Raw genomic sequence first — 17,624 nt, 5'->3', positions numbered from 1 at the left:
TTCCTTCTTCTTGGCCATAAATATCCATACCCGGTTTCAGGCGGCGCCACGCCCGCGGTGCTCGAGGTCAGCGCACAAGAAGCTCGGCATGCAATGCCCCGGCGGCGCTGATGCTGGTCAGTATGTCGATCATCTCGCGCGGGGAGACCCCCAGGGCGTTAAGCCCCGCCACCACTTCGGAAAGCGAGGTGCCGCCGGAAAGTTCGGCAAGGCCGGTGCGGGTCTCTTCTTCGGCGCCGACGCTGGTGCGGGGCACCATGACTGTCTCGCCCTCGGCAAAGGGGTTAGGCTGGCTGACAAGGGGCGCTTCCTCGATCCGCAGGGTCAGGCTGCCTTGCGCCACGGCAACCCGGCTGATGCGCACCTCGTCGCCCATGACGATGGTGCCCGAGCGGTGATCGACGACGACCCGCGCGCGCGCGGCGGGGGTGACGCCGATATTCTCGATCCGCCCCAGCGCATGGGCGGGCGACGCCATGCCGGTTGCCCCGATGTCCAGGATCACCGTGCCGGCATCGAGCATCCGTGCGACACTGCGCCCGAAATTGCCGTTTATGGCGGCCTCGATACGGCTGGCGGTGGTGAAATCGGGGCGGCGCAGCGCAAGCCGCAGGGTATCGAGGCGTGAGAAATCGAACTCCACCTCGCGTTCGATGCGCGCGCCGGCGGGGATGGCGCCGGCCGTGGGCACGCCCTGCACGACCGAGGCGGCCTCGCCCTCGGCGACGAAGCCGCCGGCGATCACCGAGCCTTGCGCCACGGCATAGATCTGGCCATCGGCGCCATTGAGCGGCGTCATGATCAGGGTGCCGCCCAGCAGGCTGCGCGCATCGCCGATGGCCGAGACCGTAACATCCACCTGCCCGCCGGCGCGCGCGAAGGGCGGTAGCGTCGCCGTCACCAGCACCGCCGCCACGTTGCGCGGGCGGAATTGTTCGCCGGTGACGTTGACCCCGAGACGTTCGAGGATGCTGGCCATGATATCCTCGGTGAAGGGCGCGTTGCGCAGCCCGTCGCCGCTGCCGTTCAGACCGACGACAAGGCCATAGCCGACCAGATCGTTGCCGCGCACGCCGTCGAACTCGACCAGGTCCTTGATGCGGATGGGCGCGGCGGCTGCCAGCGCGGGCAGCAGCAGGGCCAGCACGGCGGCAAGGGCAAGGCGGCAGCGGATCATCTGAGAAACTCCGTCAGGCTGAGCCGGGAAAGCCGCGCGGTGACCGCGAAGAAGGTTTCGAGCCGGGCGCGGGTTTCCTCGAGCCGGATGGCGGCTTCATACGGGTCGGCTGCGATCAGGTCCTGCCGGGCGAACTCCAGCCCGGCAATCTCGGCGGTGTTGCGTGTGGCGGCCCGGTCGATGCGTGCCTCGACGGCGCCGATGCGGGCGGCGAGGCCGACGAGGCCGGGCCGGGCCTCGGCGATGCGGTTGCCGGCACGGCGCAGGGTCTCGGCGCGCCTGGCGTCATCATTGCCTGCAGGGGCCCCCGTATCGACCAGCGCGGCAAGGGCGAGCCCGGCGAGATGCGCGCGGATTTCCGGGCTTGCCGCGCCGCCGGGAACGGCGATTTCGTCGTCGGGGCCGATCTGCAGCGCAGGCAACCCCGTGCCCAGCCCAAGATAGGCGTGCTGGTCGAACCCCGCACCAGGGGTTTCGAACCAGTCGGCCATGGCCGCCTCAAGCACGGCGGGGTCGGCGATGCCGGCGGTGTCGGCGACAAGCTGCGCAAGGATATCCCCGGCCGGGGCCAGTGCGGGCATGTCGCCGGCGGTTCCCGCGAAAAGTGTGCGCCCGCCCACCTGGGCGTTGAGCGCCGAGACGGCCGCGTTGAAGCTGTCGCGCGCGGAGGCGGCGATCGCGCCCGACAGCCCCGCGCGGCTTCCGCCCGAGACGGTGTTGAGTTGCTCGGCCATGCGGGTGCCGTCGTCAAGCAGGGCGTCCAGGCGTGCCTGCATCCCTGCGGTGTGCAGCGCGGCCTCGCGGGTGGCGGTGCTGAACGCGTCAAGCCGTGTGAGGCCGCGCTCGATGCCGGCGAGCGCAGTGTAATCGCCGGCCAGGCTGCGCGCCGGGTCGGCTACGCGGCCGCTGGTCAGCTCCTTGTCGAGCCGGGCCATCTGCGCCTTGAGCTGGGCGGCCTGGCGGCGGGTCTGGAAACTTTGGGCGAGGTCGCCGATGGACAGGAAGCTCATGGTCAGATCTTCACAAGGGTTTGCAGCATTTCGTCGACTGCCCGCAGCACGCGGGCATTGGCGGCATAGCTGCGTTCGACGATCAGCAGTTTCTGTAGCTCGGCGTCGGTATCGACACTTTTCTCGAGTTGCATCTCGTGCAGGCTGTCGGCCCGCGCGGCGGAGAAGGCGGCGCGCTCATCGGCGGCTTGCCGGGCGGTGCCGATCTGGCTGTGTACTTGGCCGGCTGCGGCCGAGACGCCGCCATTGCCCGCAAACGCGCCGCCCGAGGCGGGCACGGGCGGGCCGGAAAGCGCCTGCGCCAGAAGCGAGAGCGTGGCGGTGTCGCCAGCCGGGCCGGGCAGGGCGGCGCCAAGGCCCGAGCGAAGCCGCCAGGCGGCATCATTCGTGACCGGGTTGAGGGCCAGGCGCTGGGCCAGCCCCGGTTCCTGCGCGGGGTCGAGCGCGGCACCGGCATCGGTAAAGAGCCCCAGCCCCAGCGGCGCGGGCGAGGCCGCATCGGCGGCCTCGAAACGGGCGACGAGGTCGCGGGCCAGTGCGTCGAGTCCCTGCTGCGCGCCCGGGGCGATTTCATCGCGCACGGCAAAGAGCGCCTCGATCCGCCCGCCGCCCATCTGGCCGCCGGTGTCGGTGCTGACGGGGCGGCCATTGAGTGTGAGCGCCGAAAGCGCGCCATTGCCGAGGCTCATCTCGGGCGTGATGGCCGGGACCGCGGCAAAGCCGATCTCGGCAGGCTTGTGATCGAGCAGCACGGCGCCCCCCTGGGTGACGAGCGCGACACCGCCATGTGGGCGCGCGACCTGGCGCAGGGGCACGAGGCCCGAGATCGAGTCGATCAGGGCGCTTCGCTGGTCGAGCAGGGTGTTGGGGGCATTTCCCGGCATGGCATGGCGGGCGATCTGCTGGTTGAGATCGTGGATTCGCGCAAGTGTCGTGTTCAGGTGCTCTGCGTCGGCGGCGATCTGCTGCTCGGCTTCGCTGCGCAGGGTCTGCACCTCGCCGGCGATGCGGTTCACACCGCTGGCGAGCTCCCGTGCGGCAAACAGGGCAGCGTCGAGCCTGGTTTCGGAATCGGGGCGGCTGGCGGCCTCGATCAGGCTGGCCTCGAGGCGGTCGATCAGCCCGGTGAGCGACTGGCCTTCCCCCGGCATACCGAAGGCCGCGTCGAGCCGTTGCAGCGCCTCGGCACGGGTGCCGGTGTCATCGCGCCCGGCATTGGCGATCCGCGCCTCGCTCAGAACGGCCAGATCGACCAGGCGTTGCACGCCGTCCACGCTGACCCCGGACATGCCGTTGCCCCGCGCGGCAAGCGAGATCTGGCGCGGTGCATAGCCCCCGGTGGCCGCGTTGGCGATGTTGGAGGAGATCACCTCGGTGGTTTTCGATGCGGCTGCCAGGCCTGAAAGCGCCGCGCTGAGCGATGTGCCGAGACTCATGCAACCTCCTTCGTTGCGGCAGCGTCAAGGGGTGTGGCGGCGTTCTGCCGCCGGCGCGCGGGTATCAGCGCTTGATGTTGGTGGTTTCCTGCACCATTTCGTCCACCGCCTGAATGACCTTGGCATTGGTGGAATAGGCGCGCTGGGTCTGGATCATTTGCGTCAGTTCGGCGGCGACGTCGGTGGTGGATTCCTCGCGCGCATAGCCTGCGATCGAGCCGGTCGGCCCAGTGCCGGCATCCCACAGGAACATCGGGCCGCTGTCGCCCGACACCCGGAAGGCCTGGTCATCCAGCGCGGTCAGGCCATTCGGATTGGGCACGTCGATCACCGGAATCTGATAGATTGTGCGGATCTGGGCGTTGTCGTAAAGCGCGTTGACCATGCCTTGGGCATCGACCTCGACCGAGACGAGATTGCCCGCCGCCGATCCGTTGCGTTCGGTCGAGACGAGCGTGAACCTGTCGGAAAGCTGGGTGATGCCGCTGCGCCCGCCCGCGCCGCCAATGACCAGGTCGATCAGTTTGCCATCCACGGGCAGTTGCACGGCCCCCGTGGCCGGATCGAAACTGCCGGCGGGCAGCACGCCCTGCAGGGTGCCGCCATCGGTCGGGCCATCGGCGAATTGCAGGGTGAAGCTGGCAAGCGTCGCGCCGCCATTTTCGGGGTCGGTCACCGTGAGTGCCCATTCGTTGCTTTCGCCGGTGGCGGGCACTGTCGGCGTGAAGGAGATCGAGAGATCCTGCGCCATGCCCAGGTTGTTGAAATACTCGACCGTGAAGTCATAGGGCTCTCCCGTGGCGCCTGCGCGCGTATCGGTCGCGGGCAGGTTCAGCTCCATCAGCATCCGGGTCGTGGGGTTGCCGACAAACTGGTTGAGATTGACATTCACCGGGCGCAGCGAGGCTGTGGAATCGCGTGCGAAGGCCGGAATCGAGCCATCGGCATTGGCCGGGATGCCCATGAGAACCTGATTGGCCTCGCTGCGCAGGTAGCCGTTGGCGTCCGGCCGGAACGAACCGGTGGTTGTCAGCATGGCCGGAGGATTTAGCGCCCCGTTATCGACGGCAACGCCCGAGGCGACGGGCAGCATCCCACGCCCGTTCACGGCAAGATCGGTCGGGTTGGCGGTGCTGATGAGCGGGCCGCGTTCATCGACCAGGCGCATCGTCTGCGCCTTGACGCCGCCGGCGGAATAGGTGCCTTCACCGCTGTTGATGACCATCGTGCGGAAATCGGCCTGCGCACGCTTGTAGCCGAAGGTCGACGAGTTGGCGATATTGTCGGAAATGGTGGCAAGGCGCGTGGCATTGGTGTTGAGGCCCGCGACGCCTGCGCCGAATGAGGAGGAGAGTGTCATGGTGCGCCTTTCTGCAGCATTGCTCCTTGTCGCGATCATGCGGGCGCGGCCTTAAGATGGTGCTAACCTGTAAAATTCACCTGATTTCCTCTTCGCGCACCCTGTCCTGACCGGCCCGGCCCGGCCCGAGCGCCTGGCGTTCAGTCCGCCCCGCGCAGCAGGATGATCTCGAGCCGGTTGTTGCGCGGCGCGTGGTTCTGATCGGTGGCGGGGGCGTTGTCGGCATGGCCGGTGACGCGGCGCATCCTTTCGGGGGCAAGCCCGGCCTCTTGCAGAATGTGGCGCATCCGCTGGGCGCGCGCGGCGGAAAGCTCCCAGACCGGGTTTTCGACCCGTACGACAGGGTAGGTGCGGGTGTGGCCGTCGATCGCGATGCCGTTCTGCGCAAGGGCGAAAACCTCAGCCAGCAATTCGGCAAGCACGGCGAGCACCGGCATCGGCCTGTCGCTGTCCGCGTCGAACAGCGAGGCATCGGGCAGATCGAATATCTCGACGATCAGCCCCCGGTCGGTCAGCCGGGTGATGACGTGGCGCATGGCCTGTTCGGCGACCAGGCTTTCGCCGCCGGCAAGCTGCAGGGCGTCTTCCAGGTCTTCGAGCAGGCGGGCCTCGTCGATGCCCGATGTGCCGCTGGCGAAATCCTCGTCAGCAAAAAGGTTCTGTCCGCCAAAGGCGCCGTCACCCCCGCCCGAAACCCGGCTGATCGGAATCGAGGGGCTGAAGTAATCGGCGAGGCCCTTGCGCTGGGCCTCTGTCGTCGCGTTGATCAGCCACATCATCAGGAAGAAGGCCATCATGGCCGTCACGAAATCGGCATAGGCGACCTTCCAGGCGCCGCCATGATGGGGCGCGCCGCCGGTCTTTCGTTTCTTCCGTCTGATGATAGTCGGCGCAGCATTGGCCTGCCGGTTCATCCCATCACCCTTCATTCACCCGTCATCCGGTGTAGGCAAAGGGTTTGAAGGCAGGCTTAATCCATTGCGGCGATTTCGGGGCATGTCGCGGGCGCAAGTTGCGCACCGCGTGCCGTTGTTCTGCCGGTGCGGGGGGGGGGGAGCAGCCGGCGGCGCCCGGCTCAAGCCACGAGCGCCGCCGAAGGTTTGCTATCGCCGCCCTTTGCGGCAACCAGCGATTCGTGCAGGGCCTTGATGGTGTCGTTCATGCGGTCGCGCGGGACGATGAACTGCACATCCACGTCGCGCGTCGTCTTCTGCAGGCCGACGGGTTCGATCCCTGCGCCTTCCAGGGCGGCCAGCCCGCGCGAAAGCACGCCCAGCCCTGCCAGGCTGCGCCCGATGACCGAAACCACCGCCAGATTGCGCGCCGAGAGCGACGCCGAGGGGTAGAGCTTTTCGAGGTCGCGCTCGACCCGGCGCACCGATTTCAGCGGCGCATCCAGATAATGCGTGATGGTGTTGGCGTTCGATGTCTTGGAGACGATGCGCACCTTGTGGCGGGTCAGCACATCGAGCACCGCGCTGTCATAGCCTTTCACCCCGACCATGTCCTGTTCAAAGAGTTCGAGCGCATAGACCCCGAGGCCGGTGACGATCTCGACCCGCGGTTCCTCGGCCTTCTCGTCGTCGATCAGCGTGCCGGGGTCGTGCGGCTCGAAGGCGTTCGTCACGCGCAGCGGGATGCCGGCCTGACGCAGGTGCTTCGCGGCCTTGGGATGGATCGCCTCCATCCCCATGTTGGAAAGCTGGTCTGCCACGTCGTAATTGGTGCGTCCGATCTTTTGCACCGCGTCCAGCCCGACCACCTTGGGGTCGGCGCTGGAGAGGTGGAATTCCTTGTGGATGATCGCCTCGGCCGCGCCGGTAATCACCGCGATGCGCGAGAATGTCACCTCGGAGTAGCCGCGATCAAAGGCCCGCATGAGGCCTTCCTCGCATTGCGCGTAGCCGGTGACGATCGGCAGTTCGCTGGTCAGATCGACGCCCTCGAAAGCCTTGGCGATGCGGTCATCGAGCTTGTAGGTTTCCTCGTCGCGCCAGCCGCTGAGGTCGACGAAGCGGGCGTTGACCCCGGCGCGTTGCAGCATCAGCACCGTGACGAAGGCCGAATGCGCCTCGCCCAGCCCCGAAAGCAGCTCGCGAATGGTCATCATGTGCTGGTCGAGCCGGAAATGCCCGTAGGAGCACAGCCGCTGAAGGTCGATCAGGCAGGAACGCGCGCCGGCGATGCGCTCGCGCACGAACTGGTCGGCGGCCTCGCGGTCGCCGGCATCGTCCAGCACCTCGGCGTGGCGTTCGCACATGGCTTCGGCCACCTTGGTCAGCGCGTCCGACCAGCCCTGGTCGTTATCGGCGTTGTTGAACAGGCCGTAAACGCCGGGGGTTCCGGATTTCTTGTGCTCCAGCAGCAGGTCGGTAATGCCGCCATAGGCCGAAACGACAAAGATTCGGCCGTAGATGGCCCCGTTCTCGCGGTCCCCGATGAAGATCGTGTCGCGCAACTCGCGCGAGCGGCTCATGGATGTACCGCCGATTTTTTCGACGGTATGGGTGCTTCGGTCTGGCTGGTGGGTCACTTTGATCACCTTTCGTGATTGCGGTCGGGTGGGGCCCGGCGGCGGCCGGGCCCGCGCCCCTTAAGCGAGAGAGCCCTCGACGGGCGTGATCGGCTGCGGCGTGCCGCGATTGGCCAGGAAGGCCGGGCGCGGCGCGGGCGCGGCAAAGGGCGCCTCCAGCCGGTTGGATATGGCATTGAACACGAAGAACGCGTTCGAGCGCGGGAAGGGCGTGATGTTCCCGTTCGAGCCGTGCATGGTGTTGCTGTCGAAGAAGATCAGCGTGCCGGCCGGGCCGCTGGCATGGTCGATCCCGTGGCGCTCGGCCAGGGTGAACAGCGCATCATGCGAGGGCACGCCGATCTCCTGCTTGCGCAGCGAGGTTTCGTGGTTGTGCTCGGGCGTCTTGCCGCGGCAGCCGATGAACGTGCGTTGCGAGCCGGGCATCAGCATCAGCGGCCCGTTCAGCGCATCGTTATCCGTCAGCAGTACCGAGGCCGACACGGCGCGCATCCGCGGCATTCCGTCTTCGGCATGCCAGGTCTCGAAATCGGAGTGCCAGTAGAACTCCTTCCCGGTGAAGCCCGGCTTGTAGTTCAGCCGCGACTGGTGGATGTAGACCTCATCGCCCAGCAGGAAGCGCGCGACACCGGCAAGCCGCGTGTCATGGGCCAGCCGGCGGAACATTTCCGAGTGCTCGTCTAGCCGGAAGATGGTGCGCACGGCGTCCGAACCCGGCTCGGTCACGACATCTTCGCGGCGCAGCTCTTCGCCCGAGCGGCGCAATTCGGCCGAGGCGTCGATCAGCGCGCGGACCTCGTTGGCGCTGAAGACGTTCTTCATCACCAGATAGCCATCGCGATCATAGGCCTCTGCCTGCTCGCGGGTGATCGGCGCGTCTTCGCTCCAGCTGCTCCACAGCACCGGATCGCTGCGTTCGATCACCCTTTCACCGTCGGCAAACCGCGTCGGGTATGCGTCGCGCGTATCGAGATCGGTCTGCTCCAAATGAATCGTCATGTGCTTATCCTCCTCGTTTTTCTGACGAAACGTGTGAAGATGGCACGCGCGAGAGGCCTGTTCGCGCAGGCCTCAGGCGGCCGTTTCCGGCGCAGCATAAGAGCCGTCGGCCTGATGCACTTCGGTTCCCGTAACCGGCGGGTTGAAGCAACAGGCCAACACGAGATCTTCCTTGCCGGCGCGAACGGTATGCTTGTCGTGCTTGTCGAGCGCATACATCACGCCGGGGCGGATCTCGTGCGTCTCGCCGGTAGCCAGATCTGTAATCGATCCCTCACCCGAGATGCAATAGACGCTTTCGAAGTGGTTCTTGTAGTGGAACGTATGTTCCGATCCCGCTTCGAGCGTGGTGATGTGGAACGAAAACCCCATCTTGTCGTCGGCCAGCAGCATCCGCACGCTGGTCCAGCGCGCATCCGATACCGCGCGGGGGCTGTTCTTGAGGTCGTGAAAATCGCGTACGATCATACTGGTTACTCCGCTGCAATGTTGTTGTTGCGGCCGCATTTGGCCACGGCGGCGGCCAGAATGTCGAGCCCCTGTTCAAGCACCTCGGTCGGCGTGGTGAGTGGTGCGAGCACCTTCACCACCTCGTCATGGGCGCCGGACGTTTCGATGATCAGCCCGTTGCGGTAGGCCTCGGCGCAGATCGCGCTGGCAAGCTCACCCGTGCCGACATCAATGCCCTGCATCATTCCGCGGCCCTTGAGCGCGGTTGCCGGGTCAAGATCGACGGCCTTGGCGATGCCGCGCAGCCGTTCGCCCAGCAGGGCGCCCTTGGCCTGCACCTCTTTCTGGAACGTGTCATCGGCCCAGAATTTTTCAAGCGCCACGCGCGCGGTGACAAAGGCATGGGTGTTGCCGCGGAAGGTGCCGTTATGCTCGGCGGGCTTCCAGATGTCATGCTCGGGCTTCACCAGCAGCATGGCAAAGGGCAGGCCCATGCCCGAAAGCGATTTGGCCATCGGCACAAGGTCGGGCTCGATGCCCATTGCCTCGTAGCTGAAGAAGGTGCCGGTGCGGCCGATACCCGCCTGGATGTCATCCAGGATCAGCAGCGCGCCGTGCTTCTTGGCGATCCGCGCGATGCCGCGCAGCCAGTCGGCCGAGGCGGCGTTCAGCCCGCCCTCGCCCTGCACCGGCTCCACCAGGAAGGCGGCGGGTGCGTCGATCCCGCTCGACGGGTTGTCGAGCATGGCCTCGATCTGGGCCAGCGTATCGACATCGGGGCCGAAGGCGCCCTCGTAGGGCATACGCGCCACGCCATGCAGCGCCATGCCGCCGCCGCCACGCTTGCCGGCATTGCCGGTCGCGGCCAGCGCGCCCATGGTCATGCCGTGAAAGCCATTGGTGAAGGCGATGACGGTTTCGCGGCCCGTGACCTTGCGCGCCAACTTCATCGCGGCCTCGACCGCGTTGGTGCCGGTCGGGCCGGTCATCATCACCTTGTGGTCCATGCCGCGCGGGCGCAGGATGATGCGCTCGAACGCTTCAAGGAACTCGGCCTTGGTGGTGGTGTACATGTCCAGGCCATGGGTGATGCCGTCGGCCATGATATGATCGACCAGCGCCTTCTGCATGTCGGGGTCGTTGTGCCCGTAGTTGAGCGAAGAGCACCCGGCCAGGAAGTCGATGTAGTCGCGGCCGTCCTGATCGGTCAGGATGCTGCCCTTCGCGCTTTTGAAGACCGCATCGAACGAGCGGCAATAGCTGCGCACCACCGATTCGCGGCGGGCAAAGATGTTGGTTTCGGCTGTTTTCTCAGCAGACATGGGGATACCTCGATGTATCGGGAAATTCGGCGCGCGGGAGCCCGCGCGGCGGTCAGGCCGCCTTGCGCATTTGCTCGACCATGCGGATCGTCACCATGTATTCGGTAGCGTGCGCCCCGTTGAAGTGCTCTTCTTCCTTGAAGTGCGGCGCCGAAGACAGCGGCGCACCCATGCGGCGGGCAAACTTGCGAAACAGCGCCCAGGAGGCGTCATTGTCGCTGGTGATGGTGGTCTGCAGGTCGGTCACTTCGGCGCACTCCTCGCGCGCGATGAGTTCGTTGAGCATCTTGAAGCCAAGGCCCATGCCGCGCGCCTCTTTCGAGACGGCGACCTGCCAGACGAAGATGGTCGTCGGGTCGGAGGGGGGCACATGGCCCGAAACCCAGCCCAGCACCTTGCCATCCAGTTCGGCCAGAACGCAGGTATCGGCAAAATGATCGCACTGGATCAGGTTGAAGTACATGGAGTTCTCGTCGAGCGGCTTGCAGGCTGAGATCAGCTCCCAGACAGCCGCGCCATCTTCCGGTGTCGGCTTGCGCAGCACCGGCTTCGGCTTGGTCATCTGGGCGACATTGGTAGTGTTCCGGGTCATTCTTCAGGCCTCATTCCTCGTTCAGGGCGTTTAGATAGCCTAACAAAGCATCTTTATCAAGGTGCGCGCGGAAAAAATTGAGGTAATACTGCGGTTTAGCGGTTTCCTCTTGACAGAAAAGGTTAGAAAGACAAATGGTTTACAGCGAATCCGGGGCAGAGACTGCCTATTTCCTTTGCTCATATGTAGCGCTATTGGCTAATTCGACGGCTGCCTGTGTTCGCCGGGGGCGAGAGTAGGATGCACACGATGAAACGCTCGGAAATCAGCCTGATCGCGTTGCGGCGCATCCTGCGCGCGACCGAACAGCACGGCCGTGCGCTGGCCGCGGCCTCGGGGCTGACGCCAGTGCAGATGCGGGTGCTCAAGCTGTTGCAGGCCGACGGGCGGAGTACGCCCAAGACGCTGGCCTCGCAATTGCGGGTGTCACAGGCGACGGTGACGGCGCTGCTCGACCGGCTGGAGACCAAGCGGATGATTCTGCGCGAACGCTCCGCCCAGGACAGGCGCCAGACCAACATCACGCTCAGTCAGCAGGGGGTGTCCGCGATCGACGACGCGCCCGACCCGCTTCAGGAACAGTTCGTCACCCGATTCGAGGCCCTGGCCGACTGGGAGCAGGCGATGATCGTCGCCGCGCTGGAGCGCGTGGCCGACATGATGGATGCCAGCGAAATCGATGCCTCGCCGGTGCTCGATGTGGGCGACATCCGCCGCGGCCCGCCCGACGCCTGAGGCGGGGCAGGGGTCACGGCGTATCCGGTTTGATCGGTTTCATCCAATTCCGAACAGCAGCGCATGCGCCTGTCCGAAGGCGCGCGCGGATGCGCCCGCCTTCGTGCCGCACGCCTCCGGTGGGACGGGGAGGGCGCATGCCCGGGCCGCGGACGGCCCCGGTGTGTGAAGGCAAACTGATCAAGCGCGATCTGCGCCAATCTCAGGCGGTTGCCGCCTCGATCGCGCCCGAAAGCTTGTCGACAAGCTCGTGCAACTGGTCGTCGCTTATGATGAAGGGCGGCGCGAGCAGCACGTGATCGCCGCGCACCCCGTCGATGGTGCCCCCCATCGGATAGCAGACCAGCCCGGCCTCAAAGGCGGCCGCCTTGACGCGGGCATGGCGCTTCTCGGATGGGTCGAAGGGCGCCTTGCTGTAGCGGTCGGCCACCAGTTCCAGCCCCCGGAACAGCCCGCGCCCGCGAATGTCGCCGATATGCGGATGCTGCCCGAAGCGGTCATGCAGCATCGCCTCCAGCTTGTCGCCCTGTTCGCGCACCCGCCCCAGCAGGCCGCGCCCGGTGATCGCGCCCAGCACCGCCCGCGCGCCGGCGGTCGCGACAGGGTGGCCCATATAGGTGTGGCCGTGCTGGAAGAACCCGGTGCCCCTGTCGATCGCGGCATAGATCGCGCCCGAGCACAGCATCGCCCCGATCGGCTGATAACCCGCGCCCAGCCCCTTGGCGATGGTCAGGATGTCGGGGCTGATGCCGTCTTGTTCGCAGGCGAACAGGGTGCCGGTGCGCCCCATGCCGCACATCACCTCGTCGAGGATCAGCAGCACGCCGTGGCGGTCGCAGATCTCGCGGATGCGCTTGTAATAGCCGGGCACTGAGGGCACCGCGCCCGCCGTGGCGCCCACCACCGGCTCGGCGATGAAGGCCATCACGGTTTCGGGGCCGAGGCGTTGAATTTCGGCCTCCAGCTCGTCGGCGACACGACGGCCGTAATCCTCGAGGCTCTCGCCGGCGTGACGGTCGCGGTATTCGTAGCAGGGCGCGATATGCGAGGTTTCGACCAGCAGCGGCGAAAACTGCGCCCGCCGCCATTCATTGCCGCCTGCCGCCAGCGCGCCCAGGGTGTTGCCGTGATAGCTCTGCCGCCGGGCGATCACGCGGTGACGCTTTGGCTGGCCGTTCTCCATGTAATACTGCCGCGCGAGCTTGAGCGCGGCTTCCACCGCCTCGGACCCGCCCGAGACGAGGTAGACACGCTCTATCCCCTTGGGCGCATGGGCGATCAGTTCATCGGCCAGCGCCTCGGCCGGCTCGGACGAGAAGAAGCCTGTATGCGCAAAGGCCAGCTTGTCGAGCTGGTCCTTGATCGCGGCGATGACCTCCGGGTCCGAATGGCCCAGGCACGAGACGGCCGCGCCGCCCGAGCCATCGAGGTATCGTTTGCCGTTGCTGTCGATGATGTAGCAGCCCTCGCCACGGGCGGCGATGGGCGGATGGCTGCGGGTGGAGCGGCCGAAGATATGATCAGGCATGATGTTCCGGTTCAGTTGCGAACGACATAGACCGACTGGCGCGCATGGCGCACCACCCGGGCGGCGTTAGGGCCAAGGAGGTAGTCCTTGAACTTGGGGCGGTGCGAGCCGATGACGATCAGGTCGGCATCGACATTCTGTGCCGCGCGCAGGATCTCGTCATAGATCGAGCCATGCAGCACATGCGGATGCACGTCGACATCGTCGGGGACATGTTCATCAACCCAGTCGGTCAGCGCCTTGCCGAAGGCCTTGAGCGCGTCGCGCTCGAACCCGGCCTTGAAATAGCCGCCGACCATGGACATGCCGAAATCGGGCAGCACGCTGACCACATGAAGCGCGGCCTTGTGCAGGCGCACCTGTTCAAGCGCGACATCGAGCGCCTTTCGCCAGCTGTTTTCATCCGACATGTCGATGGGTAGCAGAATGCTTTTCACCATTGTCTTTCCCCCTCTCAGAAGGCGGGCTTGGTTTGCCGGCGACGTTGCAGCACCACCACCAGGGCCAGAAGCAGCAGCGCCGGGATATAGAAGAGCTGTGCGGGCAGGCGGTCGGCCTCGGACTGGACCGAGACAAGCTCCACCGGGGTGTCGAAATCGTAGAAGTCGAAGCCCTGCATTTCTGAATCGAAGGGGCTGCCGAACATCGGCTCTTCCATCAGCATCCGGTCGCCCTCGGGGATCAGCAGCAGCCCGGTGGCCTCGAGCCGTTCGGCGCCGGTTCCGTCACCTTCGATGATATGGGCGATGTGCAGCGATCGTTCCGCGCCGGTGGTGAAATCGGGACCGCGCAGCACGAGGCGGATCTCATCGCCCGGATCGGCGCGCTCCAGCACCTGCTCGAAACTGGTCGGCGGGTGGCTTTCGAAAGCGGGCTGCACCCGGTCGAGCCAGAAGTTCGGCACGAAGAAGGTGAAGGCCACCAGCAGCAGCGCCGCCGATTCCAGCCGATAGGAGGGCGCCAGGAAATAGCCCTGCGTGGCCGCCGCGAACAGTAGCATCGCAAATGTCGCCGTGACGAAGACAAAGCCCGCCTGTAACAACCCTTCGGTCGTGCCCAGGTCGATCCCGTAGAGGATCAGCGCGGGGTTGTAGATGAACAGGAAGGGCAGGGCGACCGTTCGCAGGCTGTAGAAAAAGGCGGTGAAACCGGTTCGGATGGGGTCGCCCCCCGACACGGCCGCTGCGGCGAAACTGGCAAGCCCCACAGGCGGCGTCACATCGGCCATGATCCCGAAGTAGAAGACGAACAGGTGTGCAGCGATCAGCGGCACGATCAGCCCCTCCTGCGCGCCCAGGCTGACCACTACCGAGGCCATCAGCGACGACACCACGATATAATTCGCCGTGGTCGGCAGCCCCAGCCCCAGGATCAGCGAAAACACGCCCACCAACACCAGCATCAGGAACAGGTGGCCGAACGAAAGCTGTTCGACCAGGCCGGCCAGTTCGGTGCCGATGGGGGTGCGGGTGACGGTGCCCACGATGATCCCGGCGGCGGCCGTGGCCACGCCGATGCCGATCATGTTGCGCGCCCCGGCGATCAACCCCTCGATCAGGTCGCGGAAACCTGCCTTGGTCTCGTCGAGAATGGCGCCGCCCTGGCGGAACATCGCCTTGAGCGGGCGCTGGGTCACGATGATGAACAGCATCATGGAGACCGCATAGAAGGCCGATTTCGCCGGCGATTGCCGCTCGACCATCAGGAACCACACCAGGATGAGGATCGGCAGCAGAAAATGCAGGCCGGTCGGGAAAACCTCGTTCATCACCGGCAGCTTGATGTCCTTGCTCTTGGGGTCGTCCATTTCCAGGTCGTCCCGCCCGGCGGAAACCCAGATCGCGGCCAGGTAGAGGGCCAGCACCACCACCAGCAGCACCGGCTCCGAGATTGCGGGCGCCACATCGCGCAGCAGGCCGACGCCCGCGATGACGCCCCAGAAGACAACGCCGGCAACCGCGAAGCCCGCAAAGATCTTGAGGAACATCTGCAGCAGGCTGCGCGAGGCGCCAAGCGCGGGCATGTCGTTCTTGAGTGCTTCGAGATGCACAATGTAGATCAGCGCGATGTAGGAGATCACCGCCGGGATGAAGGCGTGCTTGATGACCTCGAGATACGAGATCCCCACGAACTCCACCATCAGGAAGGCCGCGGCCCCCATCACCGGCGGCATGATCTGCCCGTTCACCGAGCTTGCCACCTCGACCGCGCCGGCCTTTTCGGATGTGAAGCCGACGCGCTTCATCAGCGGGATGGTGAAGGTGCCGGTGGTGACGACATTGGCGATCGACGAGCCCGAGATCAGCCCCGTCATGCCCGAGCCGACAACCGCCGCCTTGGCCGGGCCGCCACGCAGATGCCCCAGCCCCGCGAATGCAAGCTTGATGAAATAGTTGCCCGCCCCCGCCTTGTCGAGCAGCGAGCCGAACAGCACGAACAGGAACACGAAGGCCGTCGAAACCCCCAGCGGGATGCCGAAGACACCCACATTGGTATCGTACCACTGCGTGTTGATGATGCCGCTGAATGACCGGCCCGAATGCTCGATCAACTCGGGGATCAGCCAGCCGGTGCCGAAATAGCTGTAGGCCAGAAAGGCCCCGCCGACGATGGTCAGCGCCGGGCCCAATGCGCGGCGCGAGGCCTCGAGCAGCAGCACAAGCCCCACGCAGCCGACGATGACCTGCGGATAGATCGTGTCGATCTGCCAGCCGAGGATGTTCCAGTCCACCTCCCACTGGATAAGCCGCGCCCGGCGGGCGGTGTTGGAAATCTCGCGCGCGAACCAGAAGACATAAAAGGCGCTGGCCGCGGCGGTGATCGCCAGGATCCAGTCGAACACGGGCACATAGTGGCGGGGCGATGACTTGAACGCCGGATAGGCAAGAAACGCGAGCAGCAACGCGAATGTCAGGTGCATCGGCCGGGTCTGGTCCGACCCGATGATGCGCATGAAATCGGCGGTGCCGGCGAACCAGAACTGCGGCTCGGCGATCCAGAGCTGAAAAAGCGACCACAGCAGTGCAATGCCCGAAATCAGAAGGGCGACATACCGGTTCCGGGGCGCCCGGGCGCCCGAATCGGTGCTTGAAACCAGGTCCTGAAGTTCCTCGTCGCTGAAACTGCGCTTTTTCTCAGCCATCGACCGCCCCCGGATTTCCGTGAAGTTTGAGTTCTTAAATCCCGTGGAATGCAGTGACGGTCGCCGATTCGCCTGTCGGCCTGCCGCCCTGCCAGGTGGTGCGGGCCGATGGCCCGGCCCGCACCGTTGCGTGGTTTGGCGATCAGTCGATCAGCCCGGCCTCGCGATAGTAGCGCTCGGCGCCGGCGTGCAGCGGGGCGGAAAGGCCGTCGCTGACCATTTCCTCGGCGTTCAGGATCTCGAATGCCGGGTGCAGGCCCTTGAAGGTGTCCAGCCCCTCGAAGATAGCCTTGGTCAGTTCATAGACGACATCATCGTCAACCCAGGCCGCGCTGACAAAGGTCGCGCCCACACCGAAGGTGGTGACGTCCGCGTCGGTGCCGCGATACATGCCGCCGGGGATGGTGGCCATGCGATAGTAGTCGCGATCATCCACCAGGGCGCGGATCACATCGTTGTCCACGTTCACCAGCACGGTGTCGCAGGCGGTGGTCGCCTCCTGAATCGCGCCCGAGGGGTGGCCGACAGTGTAGACCATCGCATCGATGTTGTTGTCGCACAGCGCCTGGGCCTGTTCACCGGCCTGCAGCTCGGACACCACCGAGAAGGTGCTCATGTCCCAGCCCATGGCGTCCATCACCACTTCCATGGTGCCACGCTGCCCGGAGCCGGGGTTGCCGATATTCACGCGCTTGCCTTCCAGATCCTCGAAGCTGCTGATCCCGGCATCGGCGCGGGCAACCACGGTGAACGGCTCGGGGTGCAGCGAGAAGACGGCGCGCAGATCCTCATAGGCGCCATCGGCCTCGAACTGCGACGAGCCGTTATACATGTGGAACTGCCAGTCGGACTGGGCCACGCCGAATTCAAGCTCCTGGGCGCGAATCGAGTTGAGGTTGAAAACCGACCCTGCGGTCGATTCGACGCCGCAGCGAATCCCGTGTTCGGAACGCCCGGCATTGACCAGACGGCAGATTGCGCCGCCGGCGGGGTAGTAGACGCCGGTCACGCCCCCGGTGCCGATCGAGATGAATGTCTGCTGCTGGGCGAAAGCCGCGCCTCCCGCGACAAGACCAAGCACGGCCACGGTGCTCAAGATCCTTGTGTTCATGGGAATATCCTCCTGTTTCGTGATTTCTCGTTCTCTTGGTGCGCGCCCTCAGCAGAACCTGCCAAAAGCGCCTGTGAAGAAGCAAAACAGGTCTCCCGTAAGAGTCAATCTTCTTGTGGCCTGGGGCAGGGGTGACGCGAGGGCACCCGCGCCCCGGGAACTTTTTTGAATTTTCTTTAGTTCTGGGTCTTGCGTGTTTTGATTGGTGGTCGTAGATACCGCTTCACCG

The 17,624-nt window shown here is 65.6% G+C and carries 15 protein-coding genes; 1 reads left to right on the top strand and 14 read right to left on the bottom strand.

Going from position 1 to position 17,624, the window contains the following annotated elements; translation table 11 throughout:
• Positions 1–67 precede the first annotated feature (67 nt).
• The 10 genes from DQ229_RS00730 to ectA all read right to left on the bottom strand — a co-directional run bounded on the left by DQ229_RS00730 (position 68) and on the right by ectA (position 10,879).
• On the bottom strand, positions 68–1,177 hold the full coding sequence (locus DQ229_RS00730) for a flagellar basal body P-ring protein FlgI (protein ID WP_114964360.1): 1,110 nt from the start codon (positions 1,175–1,177) through the stop codon (positions 68–70).
• Positions 1,174–2,187 (bottom strand): flagellin, encoded by a 1,014-nt coding sequence (locus DQ229_RS00725; protein WP_114964359.1) that lies wholly within the window; start codon positions 2,185–2,187, stop codon positions 1,174–1,176. Before DQ229_RS00725 ends, DQ229_RS00730 begins: the two co-directional genes overlap by 4 nt.
• 2 nt (positions 2,188–2,189) lie before the next feature.
• Positions 2,190–3,623, bottom strand: coding sequence for a flagellar hook-associated protein FlgK (gene flgK, locus DQ229_RS00720; RefSeq protein ID WP_114964358.1), 1,434 nt, complete (start codon positions 3,621–3,623; stop codon positions 2,190–2,192).
• 64 nt (positions 3,624–3,687) lie between these two features.
• Positions 3,688–4,983 carry a flagellar hook protein FlgE gene (locus tag DQ229_RS00715; RefSeq protein WP_114964388.1) on the bottom strand — a complete coding sequence of 432 codons (1,296 nt, stop codon included), beginning with the start codon at positions 4,981–4,983 and terminating at the stop codon, positions 3,688–3,690.
• A gap of 140 nt (positions 4,984–5,123) precedes the next feature.
• A complete protein-coding gene (locus DQ229_RS00710) occupies positions 5,124–5,897 on the bottom strand; it encodes an OmpA/MotB family protein (protein WP_114964387.1) in 774 nt (257 codons plus the stop codon).
• 161 nt (positions 5,898–6,058) lie between these two features.
• A complete protein-coding gene (locus DQ229_RS00705) occupies positions 6,059–7,516 on the bottom strand; it encodes an aspartate kinase (protein ID WP_274378812.1) in 1,458 nt (485 codons plus the stop codon).
• Positions 7,517–7,576: 60 nt separating this feature from the next.
• Positions 7,577–8,515: an ectoine hydroxylase gene (thpD, locus tag DQ229_RS00700; protein WP_114964356.1), complete on the bottom strand. Its 939-nt coding sequence runs from the start codon at positions 8,513–8,515 to the stop codon at positions 7,577–7,579.
• 72 nt (positions 8,516–8,587) lie between these two features.
• Positions 8,588–8,983: an ectoine synthase gene (locus DQ229_RS00695; RefSeq protein ID WP_114964355.1), complete on the bottom strand. Its 396-nt coding sequence runs from the start codon at positions 8,981–8,983 to the stop codon at positions 8,588–8,590.
• 5 nt (positions 8,984–8,988) lie between these two features.
• Positions 8,989–10,287 (bottom strand): diaminobutyrate--2-oxoglutarate transaminase, encoded by a 1,299-nt coding sequence (ectB, locus tag DQ229_RS00690; RefSeq protein ID WP_114964354.1) that lies wholly within the window; start codon positions 10,285–10,287, stop codon positions 8,989–8,991.
• A 52-nt stretch (positions 10,288–10,339) separates the two neighbouring features.
• Positions 10,340–10,879 carry a diaminobutyrate acetyltransferase gene (gene ectA, locus DQ229_RS00685; RefSeq protein ID WP_114964353.1) on the bottom strand — a complete coding sequence of 180 codons (540 nt, stop codon included), beginning with the start codon at positions 10,877–10,879 and terminating at the stop codon, positions 10,340–10,342.
• A 249-nt stretch (positions 10,880–11,128) separates the two neighbouring features.
• Here ectA and DQ229_RS00680 point away from each other — a divergent pair, with 249 nt between their 5' ends.
• A complete protein-coding gene (locus DQ229_RS00680; RefSeq protein WP_114964386.1) occupies positions 11,129–11,614 on the top strand; it encodes a MarR family winged helix-turn-helix transcriptional regulator in 486 nt (161 codons plus the stop codon).
• A gap of 202 nt (positions 11,615–11,816) precedes the next feature.
• Here the strand turns inward: DQ229_RS00680 and DQ229_RS00675 are convergent, their stop codons facing one another.
• From DQ229_RS00675 to DQ229_RS00660, 4 genes are all read right to left on the bottom strand, one after another.
• On the bottom strand, positions 11,817–13,142 hold the full coding sequence (locus tag DQ229_RS00675; protein ID WP_114964352.1) for an aspartate aminotransferase family protein: 1,326 nt from the start codon (positions 13,140–13,142) through the stop codon (positions 11,817–11,819).
• Positions 13,143–13,153: 11 nt separating this feature from the next.
• Entirely contained in the window at positions 13,154–13,582 is a 429-nt protein-coding gene (locus tag DQ229_RS00670; RefSeq protein WP_114964351.1) for a universal stress protein, read from the bottom strand.
• 14 nt (positions 13,583–13,596) lie between these two features.
• On the bottom strand, positions 13,597–16,284 hold the full coding sequence (locus DQ229_RS00665; RefSeq protein ID WP_114964350.1) for a TRAP transporter permease: 2,688 nt from the start codon (positions 16,282–16,284) through the stop codon (positions 13,597–13,599).
• A 142-nt stretch (positions 16,285–16,426) separates the two neighbouring features.
• Positions 16,427–17,395, bottom strand: a complete 969-nt coding sequence (locus DQ229_RS00660; RefSeq protein ID WP_114964349.1) for a TAXI family TRAP transporter solute-binding subunit — start codon at positions 17,393–17,395, stop codon at positions 16,427–16,429.
• Positions 17,396–17,624 lie beyond the last annotated feature (229 nt).

The organism is Alkalilacustris brevis, from assembly GCF_003350345.1.
In the GTDB taxonomy this organism is placed as follows: Bacteria; Pseudomonadota; Alphaproteobacteria; order Rhodobacterales; family Rhodobacteraceae; genus Alkalilacustris; species Alkalilacustris brevis.
Note: the sequence above shows the minus strand (reverse complement) of the source record. Positions and strands in the feature narration are given on the sequence as shown.

Bases quoted from the DNA above. Each gene is read 5' to 3' on its own strand.
- DQ229_RS00730 (WP_114964360.1), bottom strand. From the start codon at position 1,177: ATGATCCGCTGCCGCCTTGCCCTTGCCGCCGTGCTGGCCCTGCTGCTG.
- DQ229_RS00725 (WP_114964359.1), bottom strand. From the start codon at position 2,187: ATGAGCTTCCTGTCCATCGGCGACCTCGCCCAAAGTTTCCAGACCCGC.
- flgK (WP_114964358.1), bottom strand. From the start codon at position 3,623: ATGAGTCTCGGCACATCGCTCAGCGCGGCGCTTTCAGGCCTGGCAGCC.
- DQ229_RS00715 (WP_114964388.1), bottom strand. From the start codon at position 4,983: ATGACACTCTCCTCCTCATTCGGCGCAGGCGTCGCGGGCCTCAACACC.
- DQ229_RS00710 (WP_114964387.1), bottom strand. From the start codon at position 5,897: ATGAACCGGCAGGCCAATGCTGCGCCGACTATCATCAGACGGAAGAAA.
- thpD (WP_114964356.1), bottom strand. From the start codon at position 8,515: ATGACGATTCATTTGGAGCAGACCGATCTCGATACGCGCGACGCATAC.
- DQ229_RS00695 (WP_114964355.1), bottom strand. From the start codon at position 8,983: ATGATCGTACGCGATTTTCACGACCTCAAGAACAGCCCCCGCGCGGTA.
- ectB (WP_114964354.1), bottom strand. From the start codon at position 10,287: ATGTCTGCTGAGAAAACAGCCGAAACCAACATCTTTGCCCGCCGCGAA.
- ectA (WP_114964353.1), bottom strand. From the start codon at position 10,879: ATGACCCGGAACACTACCAATGTCGCCCAGATGACCAAGCCGAAGCCG.
- DQ229_RS00680 (WP_114964386.1), top strand. From the start codon at position 11,129: ATGAAACGCTCGGAAATCAGCCTGATCGCGTTGCGGCGCATCCTGCGC.
- DQ229_RS00675 (WP_114964352.1), bottom strand. From the start codon at position 13,142: ATGCCTGATCATATCTTCGGCCGCTCCACCCGCAGCCATCCGCCCATC.
- DQ229_RS00670 (WP_114964351.1), bottom strand. From the start codon at position 13,582: ATGGTGAAAAGCATTCTGCTACCCATCGACATGTCGGATGAAAACAGC.
- DQ229_RS00665 (WP_114964350.1), bottom strand. From the start codon at position 16,284: ATGGCTGAGAAAAAGCGCAGTTTCAGCGACGAGGAACTTCAGGACCTG.
- DQ229_RS00660 (WP_114964349.1), bottom strand. From the start codon at position 17,395: ATGAACACAAGGATCTTGAGCACCGTGGCCGTGCTTGGTCTTGTCGCG.